This is a genomic window from Croceicoccus mobilis (assembly GCF_001661965.1).
GTDB lineage: Bacteria > Pseudomonadota > Alphaproteobacteria > Sphingomonadales > Sphingomonadaceae > Croceicoccus > Croceicoccus mobilis.
In genome coordinates this window covers 254,657-268,435 of record NZ_LYWZ01000011.1, presented here as the reverse complement: position 1 = coordinate 268,435, position 13,779 = coordinate 254,657, and the positions used below count along the sequence as shown (strand labels likewise).

The 13,779-nt window shown below is 61.4% G+C and carries 16 protein-coding genes and 1 other annotated feature; of the genes, 11 read left to right on the top strand and 5 right to left on the bottom strand.

The genetic code is table 11. The features are described from left to right. The first annotated feature begins 50 nt into the window (after positions 1–50). The 5 genes from A9D13_RS04010 (at position 51) to A9D13_RS03990 (ending at position 4,395) form a co-directional block, all read left to right on the top strand. Positions 51–1,279 (top strand): IS3 family transposase gene (locus A9D13_RS04010; RefSeq protein ID WP_373288794.1). Its coding sequence is split into 2 segments (ribosomal slippage): positions 51–342 and positions 342–1,279, totalling 1,230 coding nucleotides; the frame shifts between segments, so codons are not numbered across the junction. Continuing rightward, positions 332–446 (top strand) — a sequence feature (AL1L pseudoknot). Its footprint overlaps the gene before it by 115 nt. Before the next feature lie 187 nt (positions 1,280–1,466). Beyond that, positions 1,467–2,522 (top strand): hypothetical protein, encoded by a 1,056-nt coding sequence (locus A9D13_RS04005; RefSeq protein ID WP_156521911.1) that lies wholly within the window; start codon positions 1,467–1,469, stop codon positions 2,520–2,522. A gap of 1 nt (position 2,523) precedes the next feature. Further along, positions 2,524–2,955 carry a hypothetical protein gene (locus A9D13_RS04000; RefSeq protein ID WP_066770410.1) on the top strand — a complete coding sequence of 144 codons (432 nt, stop codon included), beginning with the start codon at positions 2,524–2,526 and terminating at the stop codon, positions 2,953–2,955. 408 nt (positions 2,956–3,363) lie between these two features. Beyond that, entirely contained in the window at positions 3,364–3,762 is a 399-nt protein-coding gene (locus A9D13_RS20415) for a hypothetical protein (protein ID WP_156521910.1), read from the top strand. A gap of 276 nt (positions 3,763–4,038) precedes the next feature. Next, the gene (locus A9D13_RS03990; protein ID WP_156521909.1) at positions 4,039–4,395 is read left to right on the top strand and encodes a T6SS immunity protein Tdi1 domain-containing protein; all 357 of its coding nucleotides are present in this window, start codon (positions 4,039–4,041) and stop codon (positions 4,393–4,395) included. A gap of 363 nt (positions 4,396–4,758) precedes the next feature. On the opposite strand, the gene A9D13_RS03985 is transcribed toward A9D13_RS03990, so the two are convergent. From A9D13_RS03985 to A9D13_RS03970, 4 genes are all read right to left on the bottom strand, one after another. Continuing rightward, the gene (locus A9D13_RS03985) at positions 4,759–5,004 is read right to left on the bottom strand and encodes a DUF2842 domain-containing protein (protein ID WP_066770401.1); all 246 of its coding nucleotides are present in this window, start codon (positions 5,002–5,004) and stop codon (positions 4,759–4,761) included. After that, positions 5,001–5,591: a 5-formyltetrahydrofolate cyclo-ligase gene (locus A9D13_RS03980; RefSeq protein ID WP_066770399.1), complete on the bottom strand. Its 591-nt coding sequence runs from the start codon at positions 5,589–5,591 to the stop codon at positions 5,001–5,003. The genes A9D13_RS03985 and A9D13_RS03980 overlap by 4 nt, the downstream gene beginning before the upstream one ends. A gap of 203 nt (positions 5,592–5,794) precedes the next feature. Beyond that, a complete protein-coding gene (locus A9D13_RS03975; RefSeq protein ID WP_066770395.1) occupies positions 5,795–6,127 on the bottom strand; it encodes a cell division protein ZapA in 333 nt (110 codons plus the stop codon). Continuing rightward, on the bottom strand, positions 6,127–6,423 hold the full coding sequence (locus tag A9D13_RS03970) for a hypothetical protein (RefSeq protein ID WP_066770392.1): 297 nt from the start codon (positions 6,421–6,423) through the stop codon (positions 6,127–6,129). The genes A9D13_RS03975 and A9D13_RS03970 overlap by 1 nt, the downstream gene beginning before the upstream one ends. Positions 6,424–6,853: 430 nt before the next feature. Between A9D13_RS03970 and tkt the strand changes: the two genes are divergently transcribed. The 5 genes from tkt to A9D13_RS03945 are packed head-to-tail and all read left to right on the top strand — an operon-like array spanning position 6,854 to position 12,523. Continuing rightward, complete coding sequence (tkt, locus tag A9D13_RS03965; protein ID WP_066770390.1) at positions 6,854–8,875, top strand: transketolase; 2,022 nt, start codon at positions 6,854–6,856, stop codon at positions 8,873–8,875. Between the two features lie 36 nt (positions 8,876–8,911). Beyond that, positions 8,912–9,919: a type I glyceraldehyde-3-phosphate dehydrogenase gene (gene gap / locus A9D13_RS03960; protein WP_066770388.1), complete on the top strand. Its 1,008-nt coding sequence runs from the start codon at positions 8,912–8,914 to the stop codon at positions 9,917–9,919. A 21-nt stretch (positions 9,920–9,940) separates the two neighbouring features. Continuing rightward, on the top strand, positions 9,941–10,411 hold the full coding sequence (locus A9D13_RS03955) for an MOSC domain-containing protein (RefSeq protein ID WP_066770386.1): 471 nt from the start codon (positions 9,941–9,943) through the stop codon (positions 10,409–10,411). Beyond that, the gene (locus A9D13_RS03950; RefSeq protein ID WP_066770383.1) at positions 10,408–11,604 is read left to right on the top strand and encodes a phosphoglycerate kinase; all 1,197 of its coding nucleotides are present in this window, start codon (positions 10,408–10,410) and stop codon (positions 11,602–11,604) included. The genes A9D13_RS03955 and A9D13_RS03950 overlap by 4 nt, the downstream gene beginning before the upstream one ends. Before the next feature lie 40 nt (positions 11,605–11,644). Then, complete coding sequence (locus tag A9D13_RS03945) at positions 11,645–12,523, top strand: fructose bisphosphate aldolase (RefSeq protein ID WP_066770380.1); 879 nt, start codon at positions 11,645–11,647, stop codon at positions 12,521–12,523. 83 nt (positions 12,524–12,606) lie between these two features. On the opposite strand, the gene A9D13_RS03940 is transcribed toward A9D13_RS03945, so the two are convergent. Beyond that, positions 12,607–13,035 (bottom strand): hypothetical protein, encoded by a 429-nt coding sequence (locus A9D13_RS03940; protein WP_066770377.1) that lies wholly within the window; start codon positions 13,033–13,035, stop codon positions 12,607–12,609. Positions 13,036–13,076: 41 nt separating this feature from the next. On the opposite strand from A9D13_RS03940, the gene thiE reads away from it, so the two are divergent. After that, positions 13,077–13,718: a thiamine phosphate synthase gene (gene thiE / locus A9D13_RS03935; RefSeq protein WP_066770374.1), complete on the top strand. Its 642-nt coding sequence runs from the start codon at positions 13,077–13,079 to the stop codon at positions 13,716–13,718. The last annotated feature ends 61 nt before the right edge of the window (positions 13,719–13,779 follow it).

The following is a 13,779-nucleotide window of genomic DNA, read 5'->3' as shown; positions in this document are numbered from 1 at the left end:
TGAAGCGTCCCGGGTTTTCCGGAGGCTCCTATTTGTGAGAAGGAGCCAGAATGAGCGCTACAAGGAACAAGTTTTCGCCAGAGTTTCGTGACCGCGCGGTGCGAATGGTGGATGAGCACCGGGGGGATTACCCGTCGGAATGGGCAGCGTTGTCTTCGATTGCCGGGAAGGTTGGCTGCACGACCGAGACGCTGCGCCGCTGGTGCCGTGAGGAGGCGAGCCGACGAGCGGGACCAGCGGCGCAGGCCGCCAGCGACCGGGACCGGGTCAAGGCGCTGGAACGCGAAGTGAAGGAGTTGCGCCGGGCCAACGAGATACTCCGCAAGGCATCCGCATATTTTGCTCAGGCGGAGCTCGACCGCCACGGCAAATGGTGATGTCGTTTATCGACACGCACCGTGAGGAACTGGGTATCGAGCCGATCTGCCGTGAACTGGCGATCGCCCCGTCCTCCTACCACGAGCATGCTGCCCGGCTTGCAGATCCTACCAGGCGTCCGGCCCGTGCCCGGCGCGATGATGAGATCAAGGAAGAGATCAGGCGTGTCCATGACAACAACTTTGGCCTCTACGGTTCCCGCAAGGTCTGGCACCAGTTACGCCGCGAGGGCATCGCTGTGGCCAAGTGCACCGTGGAACGGTTGATGCGCACCATGTCGCTGGCAGGCGTGCGACGAGGCAAGACGACGGTCACGACCGTCAGCAACCCCAAGGCGCCGTGCCCGCTCGACAAGGTCAACCGCGAGTTCCGCGTCAGCCGGCCGAACGCTTTGTGGGTGGTCGACTTTACCTATGTCCACACCTGGGCCGGGTTCGTCTACGTGGCATTTGTGATCGATGCCTATGCCCGCCGGATCGTGGGCTGGAAGGTCAGCACGTCGGCGACCGCCGGCTTCGTGCTCGATGCTCTGGAACAGGCGATCCATGCGCGCAGGCCTGGCCCTGATGACGGCCTGATCCATCACAGCGACAGGGGCGTCCAATATCTGGCCATGAACTACACCCAGCGCTTGGCAGAGGCCAACCTCGTCCCGTCCGTTGGCAGCGTTGGCGACAGTTACGACAACGCTTTGGCCGAGACGATCAACGGCCTCTACAAGGCGGAAGTGATCTGGCGGCAGCGATCATGGCCAAGCGTGTCGGCCGTGGAAATGGCAACGCTACGCTGGGTCGATTGGTTCAACAACCAGCGTCTGTTCGGCCCCATCGGGCACATCCCACCCGCTGAGGCCGAAGCCAATTACTATGCAGCTAGAGGGAACCTCGATATGGTCGCATGACTCAATTGAAACTGCCTCCGGAAAATCCGGGACGCTTCAACCCGTGCCGGGGGGGGGGGCGGTTTGGATTATTTTGAGACGGCGCGTGGTGCCGATGCGTTTTAACGCGCCGAATAGATGCCACCAATAATAATCGTTGTTGGTGGCAACAAATAAAAAATGGACGATGGGTATAAATCTTTAAGCATTGCGATTTGTAATTGATCTTAATTTATCGGTGTTTCATCTGTCATTTCAGGAAGTGCGCTCTTTCATGCACTTAACGACAGAATGGAACATCAACCCAATGCCTACTCTATCCCGCCATAAACCCGCACAGAATGAGCGCTCGCGGTTTCAAATCTTGCTTGACGGTGCGTCCCAGCAAGTCGGCTTCACCCACGTAACGGACGCCGACAACACAGTTCGCGCTTCCCTTAAAAAGCCTGCCGCGTCGGTTGATCATGTCAGCTTGCGCGAGATGGACGTTCCCGCATTTCCCGCGCGGGATGGCGTCAGGGTCCATTTCCCTATGGCGCAAGAGGCAGGCAAGCGGTCGAAGCTGTCGGCGGCACTCTTGAATGCCAGCCGCGTTGCGGATGCGGGCGCGGTCATCATTACCGTGCCCGACGCCGCGCCCGTCCAAACGGTCAATGGTGTAATGGCGTTTGAGCGAGCGTCGATGCGTTTTGATCTGATCGAAGCCGCGACCTTCTCCGCTGTGACCGACGGTGCCGACGCTCAAGAAAGCGCCCTCCCGTTCTTTACCGCGCCCATTGAGGTTGACGAGACTGCGAATCTCGCGTTTCGCGTGAAGCTGACGCGGGCCGACCGGCGCGCCTATGAGGCGGGCTATCTATCGGACGCCGCTCTAGCCAGCGTCTGCCTTGGCCTTGCCCGCGCCGCCGACAAAGTGTTGCTGGACGCAATCCTTGCTACCGCGCCGGACGCATTCAGTCTTGGGGCAGCCGCCGCGCAAGGCTTCAAATTCTCCGAACTGCGCGCACTGGTGGGCGCGGCTGGCAGTGGGGCAGCCGTAAGTCAGGATGGCGCTTTGCGCGTGTCTGGCGTGTCTGCTGAATTTACAGCAGACGCTACCGATACCGTGATTGGCTCTTTTAACCGTTCGGCTGTCGCGATCAGCGAACGCATTACGCTCACGGCGGAGCGGGCGAACGTGCGTAGTGACCTCAATGTGACGTGCTGGGCGAATATGCAGGCGTTGCTACCGATGCCTGCCGCGTTCTGGACAGTGGGAGGCTGATATGCGGCGCAAGTTTATCTCTTTCTTCAAGCGCGATCCATTGCTCGCGTTTGACACTGACGGGCCGGAAGCGGATTCGCCGCCCCCGGTCGATCCTAAAACTCCGGTAAGCCTGCCTGCGACAGTAAGGGACGCAATTGATGCGGCTAACATCGTTGTGCAGTTTAGTGCGCAGCATGATGAACCTCGCGTGCTTTTCAATCTGCCGGGATACAATCCGACGGTTTATTCAGATGAGGGCGTGAGAAAGATATTTGAAAATATCTTCCCTGAACTCTCGGAGCGTCAGCTTGATAAGGTGCTCAAGCGCGTTGATTTTCGGATTGTTTCGGCCGCTCAAGCTAAGTTCAATTCGGTGATGGAGCGTCAGACTTACTCTGCCAGAGTCGGCGGTGTTAATTGGGATGATGATTTCAGGAACGGCCGATGGTGAGGCGGGAGCGCGTGCGGCGCGAACGCCACCAAATGACCGTCTATCTTGAACCCGACCTCTTGGCAGCGATTGAGGCGGAGCGCGCCAGAATACTCGCAAGAGACGGGTTAAAAGTTGGCAGGTGCCAAGTCGCTACGCGCGCGATGCGTGCGGGCATAGCGACAAACGCTAGGACTTAAAATTCTGCTCGCGCAAACCGAAGGGCAGTCTCGGTTGCGGGCAGGACAGGTGGCCGGGCTAGGGTTTAATCCATTTTCCTAGCCCGGTGACCGAATCATTATCGTCGGGATCTACTTCCGCCATATTTGCCCATTTCGGTCATGCCGACCGGTCGGCGAGTGTCCCAAAAGCGGAATGTCAGCAAACGACCGATTGCGGACGATCAGATGTTGGGGCATAAATCAATTTATGAGCCAACCTCCCTCCAAGTCTGAGCGCATGGAAATTCGGAAGGCGATTGGCAACCGATCTATTCCGAGACCGAGCAATACGCCTACGCACCGCGGGCCGGATTACCTGACCGCCCATGCCTGTTTCGACTGCCGAAAGTCGTGGAAGCTGTCCGAAGACAGCGCCGCAATTTGCCCTGAATGCGGAAAGTCAGCGCATTTCATGGGCAGAGCCTTCAAGGCACCGAAGAAAACGGACAAGGAGCAATGGAAGAAAGTTGAGCGGCTTTGGACGGCTGGCTTTCGGTTTTTCCCCAATACCGGTTGGCGAGATGTTGTTCCCTATCCCGAGCGATTGCGGGAGGTCAGCGACTTCATTCGGCAAAATCCAAAACATCCGTTTAGAGTGCAAAGCTAACGGCAGCTTCCCACCCCGTTCCGGTCATTAGCCTGCGCAATAGCCCTGCCCGAAAGCGGACCGGCAGCTATTTGCTTTTTTTGTCCAAAAGCGGAATGTCTGCAAACGACCGATTGCGGACATTAGGTCGATAGGCTTACTTTCGCACCGATGAGCATAACTTGGCGAGACATTGCGTTCCAGTTGGAGCCAGGCATTGCGGGCGAGGCCGCCAAGGCTTGGTCTTGGCTTGTGCAGGAGCCATGGCAGCCAATAATCTGCTCGATGGTAGCAGGCGTGTTTCTGGAAACGCCGAAAAGCGGGGTCCTTTGGCTTGATACCGGGACAGGCTTGGTTGAGCAGGTCGCCCAAAGCCGCAGACATTTTGAGGAAATCGTCCGGTCGTCACCCGATCTTGTGGATGAGTGGTTTCTTGCACCGCTAGTCGAGCGACTTCACGGAGCGGGCAAGAGGCCGAACGAAGGGGAGTGCTACGGCTTCACAATTTTGCCGGTTTTTGCCGAAGGTAAGTATGACACAGACAACATGTTTGTGTTGCCTATAAGGGAACAAATCGTCGGAATTGCAGATGTTCATCGCCAGCTTGCTGACTTGCCGGACGGCGCGTCAGTTCAAGTCAAGGTAACGGATTAGAGCCCCGACGCATTGTGACTGCTTCCCACCCCATCCCGGTCGCTAGCGCATAAGATCCACACGCCCGAAAGCTGCCGCGGCCACGGCAAGGTCGTAGCTGTCACGTTGAACGGATCACTGCGGCTCAAAGGTCCTTGCGTCCGCTAGCCGAGGCACCGCCTCTGCCGATTTAGGTGGGTGCCGATGCTCACCTATCCATCGTTTAGACATTATCCGACTAGGCGCTCTCCAAGCTTTCGGCAGTCGAAACGTTTTCTCCACAATTGTTGAGCGTTCGTCATCGACCGCAATCGTCCGCGCTTGCAATATTTCACGCTTATTTCACAAAGACAGGTGAAAATATCTAAGCATTTGATAAATATACTATTTCCAGCGCCCTGTTTCCATCCAGATCAGGAAGCGCTTCAACGGCAGCAGCCACGCGACGCCCAACACCAGCCAAACCGGCACCTGCAGCAATATGTGCCAGTTCGAAATCGGCTCCACCAAGGTGACGCAGATTCCGGCATAGATCAGGATCGCCAATAGCAGCAGCAGAATGCCGATCGGCTTGCGCCACGTCGGCTGCCAGTCCTTACGCTTGCCATCGGGGCGTTCGGGACCGCTCATCTGACACCTGCGACGCCAAAGGGGCCAAAGATGCGCTGCGGGGTCACCACGGCGGTCAGCGGGCGGTCATGCGCCTCAACCGGCAGCGCGGCCAGTTCCTGCACGTCCCAGGCAAGACCCACGGCCATCGCATCGGGATTTGCGGTAAGCCAGCGGTCGTAATGCCCGCCGCCCTGTCCCAGCCGCGCGCCAGTGGCGGTAAAACCCAGCAGCGGCACGAACAGGAATTCGGGGTTGAGCGGTTCAGCGTCGCCTGCCGGCTGCAATGCGCCATAGGGGCCGACCTCCAGATCGGCATCGCCCCATGGATCGGACCAGCGCGCGAACTGCATCGGCGTATGCTCCGCCTCGAAACGGGGGAGAGCCAGCGGATGGCCGGCCTCTGCGAAAAAGCGCGCATAACCGCCCGTGGGCGCTTCGCCGGGGGTAGGGTGGTAGAGGCCGATCACCGCACCGGGCGGGACCAGCGTCTCGATCGGGGCGGGTGGGCGACGGAACAGCAGTGCGCGCACTGATTCGGGCAGCGCCGCCATATGCTCACGCCGGGCCTGGCGCAGCCGCTTGCGCAGATCGCGCTTGGTATCCACCAATTGCCCCCTTTTGGATCCATTATAAAGGTGACGGGCCCACCATGGGTCGTTTGCCGTATGAAATCCACCGACGCCTCAAGCATCAGGTGGGGGCCGATTGCCCCGGCCCACGAGCCGGGACAGGGTCAGCCCCCTTGGATTGTTTATAGCCTCAGGGATGTTCTGTCGGCTCGTGCCGGGCAGAACCCGTCGCCGCAGATTTAGGCGTGGTGGTCGCTACCCTCAAGGTGTCGCGCGATATTTTCGATGCGCTGCGTCAATCCGTCAATGCGTCCGGCAAGCGCGGCGCGGGCCTTCGGGTCAAGGCCGGGCGCGGTTTCGCGCGGTTCGCGGCGCAATGTGTCCAGTTCATCGGCCAGCATCAGGGCCGCGAAAAGCAGCATTCGCGGTTCCGACATCTCGACCGCGCCTGCGGCGCGCGCCTTGCCGTCGATCATCCGGCCCAGCGCCTGGATATGCGCTTCCTCGCCCTTGCGGCAGGAAACGGCAAAGCGGCGGCCCGCGATGGAGAGGGTGAGATTGCTGTCTGCCATCAGTGCTTTGCCTGCAGGTTTTCAAGCAATGTATCGAGTTGCTTTAGCGCGCCCCCGACCTGCGAGCGCATGGAGGCGTGCTTCAAGCGAAGTTCCGCCAGCTCGCTCTCGGCAGGGCTGGAAAGGACTGCGGCACGTTCCAGCCGTGACAAGGCCTTGTCCAGCCGCGCCAGCGCATCGCCCAGCACGACGATATCGCTGTCGCCTGTCGCGGCCGCCTCGACGCTCGCCGCAGGCGGCTGCGCCTCGGCGGTTTCTTCGCTTTCGAACAAGGAGTGCGAATTAGCCTGCGCCATGAATTCCCTCTCGCAAGATCATGGCGGACGCGGTTCGGTTTCCCGAAACGGCCTGCCACGCGAACATTGCGCTGCGTCACAGCAATGTCGGTTAATGGATTGTTGCAGGCGGGTAAAGCACGGCGGGCGATGCACCACCCCCTCTACGGTAAAGCACCCGTCAATCGCGACGGGCGGTGAAGTGGCCGGGGGATTGGTGCATCGCACAGCGCCCAGCCAGCCTTGACGCGCACGAGCCTGCGCCGCAAAGCGCCCCTGCGAATCGAATCGCCTGTCCAAAGGTGCGGTATGAAGGGGCAGGCGAACTCCAATACGGGGTCTGCCCGGGTGGTCGGTTGGATCGGCCATTCCGCCCGCGCGGTCCCTATGTGAAAGGTCGCCCCGTCAAGGGTGGCCTCAATCCTCGGACGGGAAAGCCTGGACTAGTCTTATGAGCATCGACAACGCCCGCATCGGCCCCATGGCCAATGCCATTCGTGCACTTTCCATGGACGCGGTTCAGGCCGCCAATTCGGGTCATCCCGGCATGCCGATGGGCATGGCCGATGTCGCCACCGTGCTGTGGGGCGAATATCTGAAGTTCGATCCCAGCGCGCCGGACTGGATGGACCGCGACCGTTTCGTGCTGTCGGCGGGCCACGGTTCGATGCTGATCTATTCGCTGCTGCACCTCACCGGCTATGCGAACCCGACGATGGACGAGATCAGCCGTTTCCGTCAGCTTGGCAGCCCCTGCGCGGGCCACCCAGAGAACTTCCTGCTTCCCGGCGTCGAATGCACCACCGGCCCATTGGGGCAGGGCGTTGCCATGGCGGTCGGCATGGCGATGGCGGAACGTCACCTCAACGCGAAGTTCGGTGACGAGCTTGTCGATCACCGCACCTGGGTGATAGCGGGCGACGGCTGCCTGATGGAAGGCGTGAACCATGAAGCCGCAGGCCTTGCCGGCAATCTGAAGCTGGGCCAGCTGATCGTTTTCTGGGACGATAACAACATCACCATCGATGGCGCGGTGGAACTGTCCTCCAACGAGGATATCCTTGGCCGTTACGATGCCTACAAGTGGCACACCGTCCGCTGCGACGGGCACAATCCGGATTCGATCCGCGCCGCCATCGACGAGGCGCTGGCCGATCCGCGCCCCTCGCTGATCGCGTGCAAGACCGTCATCGGCAAGGGCGCCCCAAATATGCAAGGCACCAGCAAGGTGCATGGCGCGGCACTGGGCGCAGACGAAATCGCTGCTGCCCGCGAAGAGCTGGGCTGGCCTTATGAGCCCTTCGTGATCCCGTCGGACATCCTCGCCGACTGGCGCAAGACGGGCGAGAAGGGCAAGCTGGCCCATGGCGAATGGGCGCAGCGTCTGGAAAGCAGCGACAAGCGCGGGGAGTGGGAGCAGCACATGATGCCGGTGGGCGATTTCGCCTCGGCCGCATTAGAAAGCTTCATCACCGATCTTGCGGCCGAGCCGAAAAAGGTCGCGACCCGCAAGGCGAGCGAAATGGCGCTGGGCCCGCTGACTGAAAAGCTCACCAGCCTGATCGGCGGCAGCGCCGACCTCACCGGTTCCAACAACACCAAGACCAAGTTCACCGAGCCCTTTACGGCGGAGGACTATGCCGGTCGCTATGTCTATTACGGCATTCGCGAATTCGGCATGGCCTGCGCGATGAACGGCATGGCACTGCATGGCGGTGTCGTGCCCTATGGCGGCACTTTCCTGATCTTCAGCGACTATGCCCGCAATGCGATCCGCATGGCCGCGCTGCAGCAGATCCGCTCGGTCTTCGTGCTGACCCACGATTCGATCGGCCTTGGCGAAGACGGTCCGACCCACCAGCCGATCGAGCAGGTGATGAGCCTGCGCCTCATTCCCAATCTCAACGTGTTCCGCCCGGCGGACGTGATCGAGACGGCGGAATGCTGGGCGCTGGCGCTGGAAACGCCCGATACTCCTTCGGTGCTGGCGCTGACCCGTCAGAACCTGCCGCAGCTGCGCGGTGCCAACATGCCGGGAGGGGGGGACGAGAACTGGACCCGCCTGACCAACCGCTCGGCCCGCGGCGGCTATCGCCTGAAATCGGCGGACGCGGCGCGCAAGGTTATCCTGATGGCCAGCGGTTCCGAAGTCGAAGTGGCGATGGATGTTGCCAAGGCGCTGGAAGCCGACGGCATTGGCGCGGATGTTCTTTCGATGCCGTGCCTTGAACTCTTCGAGGCACAGGACGCTGCCTATAAAGACGATCTTCTTCCGCACGTTAATCCGTCCGAGATACTGCGGGTATCCATCGAGGCGGGTGTCACGATGGGCTGGGAACGCTACACGATGGCCGACGGTCTCAATATCGGGATCGACAGATTCGGTGCATCCGCGCCCGCGGGCGATCTTTTCGAACGGTTCGGCTTTACCGCCGATACCATCACCGCGAAAATCAAGGAGCGGCTGGCCTGATCCGGGCTGGCGCACAATAGAAGCAGGAGCGAATTCATGGCGACCAAGGTTGCGATCAACGGTTTCGGACGTATCGGGCGGCTTGTCGCCCGCGCGCTGCTTGAGCGTGATGACCACGATCTGGAGCTGGTCGCCATCAACGACCTGGCCGATGCCAAGTCGAACGCTTTGCTGTTTGCCTACGATTCCTCGCACGGGCGTTTCCCCGGCACCGTGGAATCCGATGGCAGCAGCATGACGGTGAACGGCAAGAAGATCGCCGTCACCGCAGAGCGTAACCCCGGCGACCTGCCGCATGCCGACATGGGCATCGACATCGTGCTGGAATGCACCGGCTTCTTCCAGTCGAAGGAAGCGGCCAGCCCGCACCTGACCGCTGGCGCCAAGCGCGTGCTGATTTCCGCACCTGCGTCGGGCGTTGACCAGACCGTGGTGTTCGGCGTGAACCAGGACGTGCTGAGCGCGGACGACATCGTCGTTTCGAACGCATCGTGTACCACCAACTGCCTCGCCCCGGTTGCCAAGGTCCTCAACGACACCTTTGGCATCGAGCGCGGTTTCATGACCACGATCCACAGCTACACCAACGACCAGCGCATGCTGGACCAGATGCACAAGGACATGCGCCGCGCCCGCGCCGGTGCGACCAACATGATTCCGACCACCACCGGCGCTGCCCGCGCGGTCGGCCTCGTGCTGCCTGAGCTGAACGGCAAGCTGGACGGTTCGTCGGTTCGCGTGCCGACCCCGAATGTTTCGCTGGTCGATCTTGTGTTCGTCCCCAAGAAGGACGTGACCAAGGAAGCCATTAACGAGGCGCTGAAAGCTGCCGCCGATGGTCCGATGAAGGGTGTTCTTGCCTATACGGACGAGCCGCTGGTCTCCTCGGACTTCAACCACTACCCCGCTTCGTCGACGGTCGACAGCCTCGAAACGTCGGTCATGGAAGGCAAGCTTGGCCGTGTCGTCAGCTGGTACGACAACGAGTGGGGCTTCTCCAACCGCATGATCGACACCGCCGGAGTGATGGCGAGCTTCCTTTAAGGAGTGCGGGAGATAGAGGGCATGACAAGCGGACGATTGGCCGGAATTGCGCGGCACGATCGTCCGCGTGGCCCCATCTCTACTGTCGATGAAGTCGATGTCACCGTGCGCGAGGGCGTGCACGGTGACTATCGCGGCGCGTTGAAACCCGACGGGCCGCGCAAACGCCAGGTCTCCCTGATCGCGGCCGAGGACTGGGCCGCCGCCATGGCGGAGATCGGCGAAACCCCCGAAACACTGGAATGGTGGCACCGCCGGGCAAACCTGCTCGTCAGCGGGGTCACCTTGCCGCGCCGCGACGGCGCGCGCATCATGATCGGCGATAATCTTGTCATAGAAGTGGTGCAGGAATGCGACCCCTGCAGCCGCATGGAAGAAATCCGCCCGGGCCTGAAGGCCGCCCTCACGCCCGAATGGCGTGGCGGGGTGCTGGGACGCGTGCTGACGGACGGCACGATCAAGCTGGGCGATGAAGTGAGGATCGAGGAATGAGCTTCAAGACACTGGATGATCTTGATAATATCAAGGGCAAGGTTGCGCTGGTGCGCGTTGACCTGAACCTGCCGATGAACGGCGGTCAGGTGACCGACAAGACGCGCATCAATGCCTCGGCGCCCACTATCCTCGAACTGGCCGATGCCGGGGCGAAGGTCCTGCTGCTCGCCCATTTTGGCCGCCCCAAGGGCGCACGCAATTCAACGATGAGCCTGTCGATGGTCGTCGATGCCGTGCAGGACGTGCTGGGCCGCGAGATAATGTTCGTGCCCGAGGTTGCGGGCGACATTGTCGCGCAGTCGGTCGGCATCATGGGCGACGGCGATATCGCGATCCTAGAAAACACGCGCTTCTGGCCGGGTGAGGAAGCGAATGACGCCGATTTCGCCAAGGCGATTGCCGCGAACGGCGATTTCTATGTGAATGACGCTTTCTCCGCCGCACACCGCGCCCATGCCAGCACGGAGGGGCTGACCCATCTGCTGCCGTCATACGCCGGTCGTTCGATGCAAAAGGAGCTTGAGGCGCTGGACAAGGCGCTGGGCACGCCGGAGAAGCCGGTGGCAGCCGTTGTCGGCGGGGCGAAGGTCTCATCGAAGCTTGCGGTGCTCGAGCATCTGGTCGGGCAGGTCGATCACCTGATTATCGGCGGCGGCATGGCCAACACCTTCCTTGCCGCGCGCGGGGTCGATGTGGGCAAGTCGCTGTGCGAGCATGAGCTGACCGGCACTGTCGAGAAGATCATGGAAGCCGCCGATGCTTCGGGCTGTACGGTGCACCTGCCTTATGATGTGGTGGTGTCGAAGGAGTTCGCCGCAAATCCCGCATCCCTGCGCACCTGCAATGTGCATGAGGTCGCCGGGGACGAGATGATCCTCGACGTCGGCCCGCTTGCGGTCGAGGCGCTGGGCGATGTTTTGAAGACCTGCAAGACGCTGGTGTGGAACGGCCCGATGGGCGCGTTCGAGACCGAGCCCTTCGACGAGGCGACGGTGAAGCTCGCGCGTACTGCCGCGGCGCTCACGACCGAGGGCTCGCTGGTCTCGGTCGCCGGTGGCGGGGATACGGTCGCTGCGCTTAATCACGCAGGTGTTGCGGAACAATTCTCTTATATTTCAACTGCTGGCGGCGCCTTCCTCGAATGGATGGAAGGCAAGGAACTGCCGGGCGTCGCGGCGCTTGGCGCCTGACAGCAGCACATCAATTTCAAACAGAGGGAACGCTTGAACAATGGATATGAAGAAGCAGATCGCTGAAGGTCAGGGCTTCATCGCCGCACTCGACCAGTCGGGCGGTTCGACGCCGAAGGCGCTGCGCGGCTATGGCGTTGAAGACCATGAATGGTCGGGCGATGATGAGATGTTCGGCAAGATCCACGAGATGCGCAGCCGCATCATCACCTCGCCCTGCTTTTCCAAGGGCAAGGTCATCGGCGCGATCCTGTTCGAAAAGACCATGGACGGCATGGTCGAGGGCAAGACCACGCCGCAGGCGCTGATCGATCGCGGCATCGTGCCCTTCATCAAGATCGACAAGGGTCTCGAGGACGAGGCCAATGGCGTGCAGATGATGAAGCCGATGCCCACGCTTGACGAATTGCTGACCCGCGCCAAGGGGCTTGGCGTTTTCGGCACCAAGGAGCGTTCGGTCATCAACTCGGCCAACCCCGAGGGCATCGCCGCCATCGTGAAGCAGCAGTTCGAAGTGGGCATGCAGGTGCTTTCGCACGGCCTTGTCCCGATGCTGGAGCCTGAATACACGATCACCGCCGCCGACCGCGCGGAGGGCGAGAAGATCCTGAAGGACGAGATCCTCAAGCTTCTTCCCACCGTGCCCGAGGGCGAGCAGATCATGCTCAAGCTTTCGATCCCGGTCGAAGCGAACCTGTACGCCGAGCTGATCGCCCACCCCAAGGTGCTGGCCGTCGTCGCCCTGTCGGGTGGCTACAAGACCGAGGAAGCCTGCGAAAAGCTGGCCCAGAACAAGGGCATGATCGCCAGCTTCAGCCGAGGCCTGCTGCAGGACCTGCGCGCCGGGCAGAGCGACGATGAATTCGACGGCACGCTGTCGGCCGCGATCGACCAGATCCACGCTGCCAGCGTCGCCTGATGCGCTGACAGCCTCTCGTTTTCGAGAGACGCCGGTTGGAGAGAGGAAGGGCCGTTTCCCGAAAGGGAGGCGGCCCTTTTTGGTCACATGACCGGTTTCATGTCATTGGCGTCGAGCTTGAAACGATAATCGCTGGCGGAGATTTCGCCGGTCCCCTTGGTGGGGGCAACTTCATACAGCACGACATGCACGCCGCGCACCGATTGGTCCTGTCCGGCGATCAGGTTCACCGTCTCACGCCAGCCTGCGCCATCGACACGGGTGGTGACCACCACGCGGCCCTGCCAGACGCATTCGGTTCCAGCGGCGCAGCGGCTGTCCTCGATCACCTCCATCGGGGTCAGGACAACCGTATCGGCGGACACCGGCTGTCCCAGTGCGACCGCACTGCCATCGGGGGCAGGGGTGCCGCCATCGACGATGGGCGCATCGCCCGGATAGGTCGCGCAGGCCCCCAACGGGGCGGCAAGCAGCATGATGGTAAGCGAAATAGCGAACGGGCGGTTGCGCATGGGTCTTTTCTCTCCTTCCACTCCGCATTAAGGCGGCGCGCATGAACGCGACCCAAATCTATCTCATCTCGCCGCTCGATGTCTCGGGCGATTTCCCCGAACGGCTGGCCCGCGCCATTGATGCCGCGCCCGATGTCGTCACCGCTTTCCAGTTCCGGGTTAAGGGACTGGACCAGCACGAGGCGGCCGCGCTGGCGGAACCGCTGCAGAAAATCTGCGCTGAGCGCGAGGTTGGCTTTATCGTCAATGACGACATCGCGCTTGCCAAGCGCCTGAAGGCCGATGGCGTGCACCTTGGTCAAAAGGACGGCACGGTAAAGGAAGCGCGTGAGCAGCTGGGGCGCGATGCGCAGATCGGTGTGACCTGCCACGATAGCCGCCATTTCGCGATGGAAGCGGGCGAGGCGGGGGCCGATTATGTCGCCTTTGGCGCGTTCTTCCCTTCGACTACCAAGGAAACCGAGCATACCGCCGAGATCGAGACGATCGAGTGGTGGTACCGGATCTTCGAGATACCTTGCGTCGCCATTGGCGGCATCACGCCTGATAATTGCGCGCCGCTCGTGACGGCAGGCGCCGATTTCATCGCCGTGTCGGGCGCAGTGTGGAAGGGGGACGAGGGCGCCAATGTCCGCGCCCTTGCCGATGCCATCGCCAAGGCGCCGCCTCCGCCCGAAGACTGATCCGGATACCTTCGCCGGACCCTTTCCCCCAGTTTACGCGTTGCAGGGGGCAAGAAGACGA

What these genes read in the sequence shown, in the direction of transcription:
- A9D13_RS03970 (WP_066770392.1), bottom strand. Translation starts at nt 6,423, where the DNA reads ATGGCGCAGGCTAATTCGCACTCCTTGTTCGAAAGCGAAGAAACCGCC.
- A9D13_RS03985 (WP_066770401.1), bottom strand. Translation starts at nt 5,004, where the DNA reads ATGAGCGGTCCCGAACGCCCCGATGGCAAGCGTAAGGACTGGCAGCCG.
- tkt (WP_066770390.1), top strand. Translation starts at nt 6,854, where the DNA reads ATGAGCATCGACAACGCCCGCATCGGCCCCATGGCCAATGCCATTCGT.
- A9D13_RS03940 (WP_066770377.1), bottom strand. Translation starts at nt 13,035, where the DNA reads ATGCGCAACCGCCCGTTCGCTATTTCGCTTACCATCATGCTGCTTGCC.
- thiE (WP_066770374.1), top strand. Translation starts at nt 13,077, where the DNA reads ATGAACGCGACCCAAATCTATCTCATCTCGCCGCTCGATGTCTCGGGC.
- A9D13_RS03950 (WP_066770383.1), top strand. Translation starts at nt 10,408, where the DNA reads ATGAGCTTCAAGACACTGGATGATCTTGATAATATCAAGGGCAAGGTT.
- gap (WP_066770388.1), top strand. Translation starts at nt 8,912, where the DNA reads ATGGCGACCAAGGTTGCGATCAACGGTTTCGGACGTATCGGGCGGCTT.
- A9D13_RS04000 (WP_066770410.1), top strand. Translation starts at nt 2,524, where the DNA reads ATGCGGCGCAAGTTTATCTCTTTCTTCAAGCGCGATCCATTGCTCGCG.
- A9D13_RS20415 (WP_156521910.1), top strand. Translation starts at nt 3,364, where the DNA reads ATGAGCCAACCTCCCTCCAAGTCTGAGCGCATGGAAATTCGGAAGGCG.
- A9D13_RS03945 (WP_066770380.1), top strand. Translation starts at nt 11,645, where the DNA reads ATGGATATGAAGAAGCAGATCGCTGAAGGTCAGGGCTTCATCGCCGCA.
- A9D13_RS03975 (WP_066770395.1), bottom strand. Translation starts at nt 6,127, where the DNA reads ATGGCAGACAGCAATCTCACCCTCTCCATCGCGGGCCGCCGCTTTGCC.
- A9D13_RS03955 (WP_066770386.1), top strand. Translation starts at nt 9,941, where the DNA reads ATGACAAGCGGACGATTGGCCGGAATTGCGCGGCACGATCGTCCGCGT.